General features: G+C 69.1%; 7 protein-coding genes. 2 read left to right on the top strand and 5 right to left on the bottom strand.

Translation table 11 applies throughout. The features are described 5' to 3' along the window. The 4 genes from B3547_RS06710 to B3547_RS06695 form a co-directional block, all read right to left on the bottom strand. The coding region (locus tag B3547_RS06710) for a GspE/PulE family protein (RefSeq protein ID WP_292961433.1) at window positions 1-1,326 on the bottom strand (1,326 nt) is incomplete at its 3' end. A gap of 3 nt (window positions 1,327-1,329) precedes the next feature. Beyond that, a complete protein-coding gene (gspD, locus tag B3547_RS06705) occupies window positions 1,330-3,561 on the bottom strand; it encodes a type II secretion system secretin GspD (protein WP_292961431.1) in 2,232 nt (743 codons plus the stop codon). Between the two features lie 59 nt (window positions 3,562-3,620). Then, entirely contained in the window at window positions 3,621-4,460 is an 840-nt protein-coding gene (locus B3547_RS06700) for a type II secretion system protein N (protein ID WP_292961429.1), read from the bottom strand. A gap of 139 nt (window positions 4,461-4,599) precedes the next feature. Further along, a complete protein-coding gene (locus tag B3547_RS06695) occupies window positions 4,600-5,043 on the bottom strand; it encodes a hypothetical protein (RefSeq protein ID WP_292961426.1) in 444 nt (147 codons plus the stop codon). A gap of 147 nt (window positions 5,044-5,190) precedes the next feature. Here B3547_RS06695 and B3547_RS06690 point away from each other — a divergent pair, with 147 nt between their 5' ends. Next, complete coding sequence (locus tag B3547_RS06690; RefSeq protein WP_125953956.1) at window positions 5,191-5,670, top strand: NUDIX domain-containing protein; 480 nt, start codon at window positions 5,191-5,193, stop codon at window positions 5,668-5,670. Between the two features lie 18 nt (window positions 5,671-5,688). Here B3547_RS06690 and B3547_RS06685 read toward each other — a convergent pair whose 3' ends face one another. Next, the gene (locus B3547_RS06685; RefSeq protein WP_292961423.1) at window positions 5,689-6,543 is read right to left on the bottom strand and encodes a helix-turn-helix domain-containing protein; all 855 of its coding nucleotides are present in this window, start codon (window positions 6,541-6,543) and stop codon (window positions 5,689-5,691) included. A 106-nt stretch (window positions 6,544-6,649) separates the two neighbouring features. On the opposite strand from B3547_RS06685, the gene pobA reads away from it, so the two are divergent. After that, window positions 6,650-7,819 (top strand): 4-hydroxybenzoate 3-monooxygenase, encoded by a 1,170-nt coding sequence (pobA, locus tag B3547_RS06680; protein WP_292961421.1) that lies wholly within the window; start codon window positions 6,650-6,652, stop codon window positions 7,817-7,819. The last annotated feature ends 41 nt before the right edge of the window (window positions 7,820-7,860 follow it).

Raw genomic sequence — 7,860 nt, 5'->3', positions numbered from 1 at the left:
CGCCTCGAACACGCCGATCCGGCCGACGTAGCCGGTCTGCGCGCATTCCGCGCAACCGCGCGCGAGATAGACGGTGCGGCCCGGTTTCACCCCGATCAGCGCGTGCAGCGCCGGGTCGCTTTCGTGCGGTTCCCGGCAATGCGGGCACAGCCGCCGGACCAGCCGCTGTGCGATCACCGCGCGCAGCGTGGACGCGAGCAGGAACGGCTCCACGCCCATGNNGTCGCGCATCCGCGTGATCGCGCCGGCGGCATCGTTGGTGTGGACGGTGGACAGCACGAGATGCCCGGTCAGCGAGGCCTGCACCGCGATGTCCGCCGTTTCGCGATCGCGGATTTCGCCGACCATGACCACGTCCGGGTCCTGCCGCAGAATGGCGCGCAGGCCGGCGGCGAACGTCAGCCCCACGCGCGCGTTGACTTGCGTCTGCCCCACGCCGTCGACAGCGTATTCCACCGGGTCTTCCACCGTCAGGATGTTGCGCGCGCCGTCATTGAGTTGGCGCAGCGCCGCATAGAGCGTGGTGGTCTTGCCCGATCCGGTGGGGCCGGTGACCAGCACGATGCCGTTGGGTTCGGCCAGCGCGCGGCGCAGCACTTCTTCCGCCCGCTCGTCGAGCCCCAGATGGGCCAGATCCAGCCCGGCGTTCTCCTTGTCGAGCAGGCGCAGCACCACCCGTTCGCCCACGCGGCTGGGCAGCGTGGACACGCGCACGTCGACCAGCTTGCCGCCCAGGCTCAGGCTGATGCGCCCGTCCTGCGGCACGCGGCGTTCGGCGATGTCGAGCCGCGCCATAACCTTGATGCGGCTCACCAGCACCGGCGCGACATGCGGCGGCATCCGCAGCTTTTCCGCCAGCACGCCGTCCACGCGCATCCGCACGACCAGCGCCTGTTCGTAAGGTTCGACATGGATGTCGGACACGCCCTGGCGCAGCCCTTCGGCGATCAGGCCGTTGATCAGCCGGATCGCCGGCGCATCGTCCGCGCTGTCGAGCAGGTCTTCCGCCGTGGGCAGGCCGAGCGCCAGCGGATCGAGCCCCTCGCCACCGATGCCCATGTCCCCCGCCACCGCCGCCGCGCCGTCCATGGCGTAGCGTTCGGCCAGCAGCTTCTCGTAGTCCGGCGGCGCGACCTTGCGCAGCGATACCGGCCGGCCAAGCGCGCGGCGCAAGTCCAGCAGCACGAACGGGTCCGCGCCCTCGCGCATCGCCACGGCAACGCTGTCCGCGTCCTCGCGCTCCACCAGATAGCCGGCGTCGCGCGCGAAGCCATAAGGCAGCGCCGTCGGCGGGTTCGGGCTGGCGAGGACGGGCGGCTGGTCCATGGCTCAGGGCCGGGCGGGTTGCGCCGCGTCGGCCGGCAACGCTTCCGTCGACGGCAATTCGCCCGCCGCCTTCGGGGCGATCACGGTATCCCCCGGCGCCACCGCGACGGTCTTGCCCGGCGCGACCGGCGGCGTGGCGCCGAGATAGTCCTCGACCAGATCATCGATGCCCGGCTCGCGCCCCGGCTCGAACGCGCGCTGCGCGTTGCGCACCACGCCATAGCGCCGCGCGGTCAATTCCTGCCGGTCGTTGGCGTTGCGCATGATCGTGGGGCGGATGAAGACCATCAGGTTGGTCTTCACATGGCTGCGCCCGCGCGACTTGAACAGTTCGCCCAGCACCGGCACGTCACCCAGCAGCGGCACCTTCTGCAAGGTGCGCTGCTCGTTGTCGTCGAGCAGTCCACCCAGCGCCACGATCTCGCGATCGCCCACGGTCACCGTGGTCTTAATCTCGCGCTTGTTGACGATGATGTCGTCCGACCGGCTGGAAACCGTGCCCGCGATCGAGCTGACTTCCTGCCGCAGGTCCAGCCGCACCTGGTCGCCCGCGTTGATCTGCGGCGTCACGTCCAGCTCGATGCCCACGTTCTGGCGCGAGATGGTGCGGAAGGTGTTGTTGAAATTGGCGGAAGACAACGCCTCGCCCGTCGCCACCGGGATTTCCTTGCCGAACAGGATCGAGGCGGGAACGTTGTTGTTGGTGGTGATGTGCGGGGTGGAGAGGATGTTGGAATTCTTGTCGGTCGCCACCGCGTTGATCAGCGCGCCCAGATAGGTGTTGTTGCCCAGCTGGGTGAGAAAACCCGAATAGCCGCCGGACGCCGCCAGAATCTTGCTCGCCGCGTTCTGCTTGAGCAGGTCGCCCGCCGTGCTGTTGGTCGTGGTGGTGACGGTCGATCCGTTCACCACGGTGGTCGTCTGGTCGAGCTTGTTGGCCAGCAACCCGCCGGCGACATCGATAATGTTGGGCGAGGAATTGCCGAAATTGGTGACGGCGAACGGCTTGTCCTTGCCGCCGAACAGGAACTGCACGCCCAGCTCGCGCGCCACGTCGTTGGAAATCTCGACGATGATCGCTTCCACCAGCACCTGTTCCTGCGGGATGTCGAGCTGGCGGACGAGTTCGGTCAGGCGGCGCTGGTCGTCGGCCGGCGCGGCGATGATGATCGCGTTGGCGCCGGGATAGCGCGTGATCGTGGCGGTGCCGCGCCCGTTGGCCAGCTTGATCGCGCCGCTGCCGAGGCCACCGGCGGTCGCCCCGGTGGGGTTGACGCTGGCCTTGCTGCCCGATCCCGCTCCAGTGCCCGCCGCCGCGCCGGCCCCAGGCGTGGTACCGCCCAGCGTGCCCGCGTTCGAGGTCTGGCTGCTGCCAACACCGCCCAGCGAAACCGGGGCCTGCGATCCCGAGGCCACTTCCGTGCCGCCCTGGCCGCCGACCAGCCGTTCCAGCACCGGCACCAACACCGCCGCATCGGCATAGTCGAGCCACAGCACCTTGATCTCGCCGCCCGTCGCCGCCTTGGCGTCGAGCTGGCGCGCCATCGCCGCCAGCCGCGCCAGCGTATCGCGCTCGCCGCGCATCAGCACGGCATTGGCGCTGTCCACCGCGACCACCGTGGCCAGCGCGCGGCCGCCCTCGCCGCCCGCCGGGATCAACTGGGTCAGCGCCGTCGCGATCTCGCGCGCGCCGGCGTGTTCCAGCAGGATCGTCTGGGTAGAGGCGTTGTCGCGATCGATCTGCGCCACCAGCGCGCGAATGCGCGCCATGTTGTCGGCATAGTCGACGATCACCAGCGAATTGCCGGACTTGTTGGCAGTGATCGCGCCTTCCTTGCTGACCAGCGGGCGCAGCGTTTCCACCGCCTGCGCCGCGTCGATCGCGCGCAGGCGCACGATCTCGGTGATCATCTGGTTGCGCGCCGCACCCTTGCTACCGATGCGCGTGGGCTGGCTGGCCGCGCCTTCGGCCGGCTGCACGCGGAACGCGCCGTTGCCGGTCGGCACCGCCACCAGCCCGTTGGCGCGCAGGGTGGACAGGAACACCTCGAAGTATTCGGAGCGCGACAGCGGCCGTTCCGACACGACGCTGACCTTCCCCTGCACGCGCGCATCGACGATGAACGTGCGGCCGGTCACTTCCGCCGCATCGGCCACGAAGGCGCGGATGTCCGCCTCGCGCACGTTGAGCGTGTATTGCGCCATCGCCACCTGCGGCACGGCAATCGCCAGCATGGCCGCGGCGGCGAGAAAAGACCTGAAACGGGATCGGCGGAATCGGGAGGATCGATGCTTCATGGTGCCAATGTTATCGCCAGCGGAAGTTGGCGGTCACCGCGACGCACGGTGACCGAAACGGAGGCGCCGGGGCGCAGCGCGCCGGCCAGCATCGCGCTATCGCCGGCGCCGGTGATCGGCTTGCCATCCACGGCGGTCACGACATCGCCGGGCTGGAAACCGGCACCACGGAACGCGGAGCCATCGCCGGTGGGCAGCACTTCGAGCCCTACGATGCGCCCGCTTTCCGCGCGCGGCCCGAAATTGATCCCGCGCCGCGCCGCATCGACGGTAAGGGCGCCTGCCCCTCCGGCCGGCGCGTTGAGGGCAGCGCCGCCAGGCGGGGGAACGGGATTGGCCGCGACCAGCCCCTGCGCGCTCGGCGCCTTGCCCGACTGGTCGATATAAAGCAGTTCCTTGGCGCCATTTCGCATCAGTGCGACGTGATCGAAGGCCACTTCAGCCAGGGTGACGCCCGGTACCACTTCATCACCCGCGCGATAGACCTGCTGCACGCCGTCCTCGCCGGCGATGATCGCGCTGCCCCCGCCGCCGGGCAAGCCACGCGTTCCAAACAGCACCAGCGTCAGCGACGTCACCGTGCCGCCGGCCTGTGAGCCCGGCGCCGCCATGGCGGGGCCGCGATTGAAGGGATCGACCGCGGCATAGAGCGTCTTGCGCAACGGTGCGGGCAGCACCTTGGCGCTGTCCGGTCGCCAATCGCCCAGCGGAGATACCGGCGTGACGATCGCCCAGACGATCGCCGCCAGGAGCACGGCGATGGCGGTCGCGAGCAGCCACCACACCGTGCGCTGCAGCCCCGCTCCGATGCTCCAAATCCCGCCGTTTGCCGCCACGAATCGCACCCCCGTGCGTCTCCACCCTAACCCCGCGCAGAACGGATGTGCCCGGTCGCGCCCACGTTGTCCACCAACGCCGGCCGATGCCATGATACGCGTCACACCTCCCGCGCAATTCTCCGTCCGATATCGGGACTTACGCTGGTTGTCCCGGCAGCGGGATAGCGCCCGGCGCCGCATCGGCCGGGGGTTGATCGGAAGGAGGAAGATCGAGCGGGGCGTCATCGCCGAACGGACTGTCGAGACGGTTGCACGCCTCGAGCGGCCCGCCCAGAATGCCCTCCAGCGCATCGTCCGCATGGGAGGCGGCAATGCGGTCGGATATATCGCGCGATGCCCGGTTGAAGTCGGCGAAGGCGCCATCTTCGCCCGTGGCGGACAGGCTCACCGCCTGGCCCAGCCAGGCCTCGGCAATCTGCTGGAAATCGTCGGCCTGCGCCTGCTCCTCCTCGGTTGGCGAACCGGACTGGAGAATGCCGGCCGCCACGGCGTTCGCCGCCGCGCAACCAATCGCCTCGTCATACCGCGCCGGCTGCGCCAGCGCAGCGCCCGGCCCCGTTGCGACCAGGAAGAGCGCCAACGGCCAGCACGGCATCATCCGGGTCGTCCGCCATCGCCTTGTCCGGACGCCGACGGCGATCCACGATCCCATATGCAAAGCCCCCGCGATCACGATCGATCGCCCCACCCTTGCCACCACGGCCCCATCGGGCGCAAGACGGAGGCCATGCTCTCCTTCCTGCCCGCTTCGCTTCATCGGCTGGCCCTGCGCTGCGCCCATGTGGTGCGGCTGCGCCTGTGGGGAGCGCTGCGTCTGGAAGTGCGCGGCTGCGCCGTGCTGGCGTTCGATCGCGACGGGCGGCTTCTGCTGGTGCGCCACAGCTACCAGCAGCCGGATCTGTGGATGCTGCCCGGCGGCGGTCTTGCGCGTGGCGAGGACGCGGCTGTGGCAGCCATGCGCGAGCTGGCGGAGGAGACCGGGTGTCGCCTTGTTCAGCCTGTCTGGTTCGGTTCCGACCGGATCGCCATGCCCGGCGGGTGGCGCAACCGCATCGAAATGGTGACTGGCCAGACCGACGACGCGCCCAGGGCGGACGGACGGGAAATCGCGGAAGCGCGCTTCTTCGCGCTCGAGACCCTTCCCGCCAGCATCAGCGCGGCGGTCCATCGCCGGGTCGCGCTCTGGCGCGAATGGCGCGAAACGTGAAGGCGGCGGGGTATTGAATTAACTCGCCGCGCGGTCTTCTCCGGGCCTAACGCCCGTCATCCTGCGATAGAAGCGCGAGAAATAGGAAGGATCATCGAACCCCAGTTCCGCCGCCACCTGCACCGCGCTGGCGTTGGTGTAGCGCAGCAGGCGCCGGGCCTCGAGCGCGAGGCGCCGGTGGACGACTTCCATGGGCGAACAATCGAGGCCCGCGGCCGTCAACCGGGAGAGCGTGCGCCGCGTCATTCCCAGCGCACCGGCATAGAAATCCAGCGGACGGTGTTCGCGATAGTGCAGTTCCACCAGGTGCCGGAAACGGTGCAGCCGCCGGTCCGCCAGCGCCCCCGCATCCTGATGGCGATCGGCATGGGTCAGCGTCCGCACCAATGCCTCGGCCAGCGCCAGGAACAGCGGATCGCGCTCGCGCCATTCGCGCTGGAGTTCCAGCATCTCCTCCGCCAGCCAGAAGGCCCGCGTAGCCGGCCGCGCGTCCATCGTGCCGGCGCCGCCCTGCGCCAGCGCCGCCAGCAGGCCATCCGCCGGCCCCGTGGCGCGCGCGGCAAAATCGGTCGAAAGCGTCAGGACATAGCCCGACGTGCCGTGCCGGAAACGGAACCCATGGACCATGCGCGGCGGCGCGATGACCCGGCATGGCCCGTCCAGCGACCGTTCCGTGCCATCCAGCGTCAGCAGCACATGCCCATCGCGCACCAGCAGCACCTGGACGAAATCGTCATGCCGGTGCGGCGCGATTTCCCAATCATGCAACGCGCTGCGCGCCGCGATCGTCTCGATATGCGCGAAGCCCCCGGCAACGTGAGCGCCAGTCTCGCCGTAAAGCGCGTAGGTAGGGATGAGCGCAGGGTCAGCCATGTCCCGATAATACCATTTCTTTGTCCGCACTCTCCCTTTCCTCCCGGCCGGGTTTTGTCAACCTTGGGCCGGCAGCCGTCCAGGGCTGCATGCGTGGGAGAAGTCGATGCGTACCCAGGTCGCCATCATTGGCGCCGGCCCGGCCGGCCTGTTGCTCGGACATCTGTTGAAGGCCGAAGGCATCGACTGCGTCGTTCTCGAACGGCAGACCCCCGACTATGTGCTGGGCCGCATCCGCGCCGGCGTGCTCGAACAGATCACTGTCTCGCTGATGGAACGCCTGGGCCTCGATGCCCGGCTCAAGGCGGAAGGGCTGGTCGAGGAAGGGTTCAACCTGGCCGATGGCGAACGGCTGATCCGCATCGACGTGGCCAACCTCACCGGCAAGACCGTGACGGTCTATGGCCAGACCGAAATCACGCGCGATCTGATGGATGCCGCACCCGATCGCGGGCTGCCGGTGATCTACGGCGCCGAGGACGTGGCGCTGCACACGATCGAAAGCGACGCGCCCTATGTCACCTTCCGCAAGGATGGCGCGGACCAGCGCATCGACGCGCGCTTCATCGCCGGCTGCGATGGCTTCCACGGCCCTTCGCGCAAGGCGATCCCGGCTTCCGCCGCGCGCGAATTCGAGCGGGTCTATCCGTTCGGCTGGCTGGGCATCCTGGCCGACGTGCCGCCGTGCAACCACGAGCTGATCTACGCCAACCACGAACGCGGCTTCGCGCTCGCCTCGATGCGCAGCCACACCCGCAGCCGCTATTACGTGGACGTGCCGCTGACCGAGAAGATCGAGGACTGGAGCGACGAACGCGTGTGGGACGAGCTGGCGATCCGGCTCGGCCCCGATGCGGCGGCGAACATCACGCGCGGGCCGGCGATCGAGAAATCGATCGCGCCGCTGCGCTCCTACGTGTTCGAGCCGATGCGCCATGGCAGCCTGCTGCTGTGTGGCGACGCCGCGCATATCGTGCCGCCCACCGGCGCCAAGGGCCTGAACCTGGCCGCCAGCGACGTGCATTACGCGGCCGAAGCCCTGACCGGCTTCTTCCGGCGCGCCGATGCCGATGCCATCGCCGGCTATTCGGCCAAGGCGCTGGCGCGGGTGTGGAAGTCGGAACGGTTCAGCTGGTCGCTGACCAAGCTGATGCACCGCTTTCCCGATGACGGTCCGTTCGAGCGCGCGATGCAGGTGGCGGAACTGGACTACATCGCCTCCAGCACGGCGGCGCAGACCAGCATCGCGGAAAACTACGTCGGCCTGCCGGTGTGACCGGCGCGCCCCGGGCGGTGGCGCTGCGCCAATAAGGCGCC

It is taken from the genome of Novosphingobium sp. UBA1939, from assembly GCF_002336885.1.
GTDB lineage: Bacteria > Pseudomonadota > Alphaproteobacteria > Sphingomonadales > Sphingomonadaceae > Novosphingobium.
Note: the sequence above shows the minus strand (reverse complement) of the source record. Positions and strands in the feature narration are given on the sequence as shown.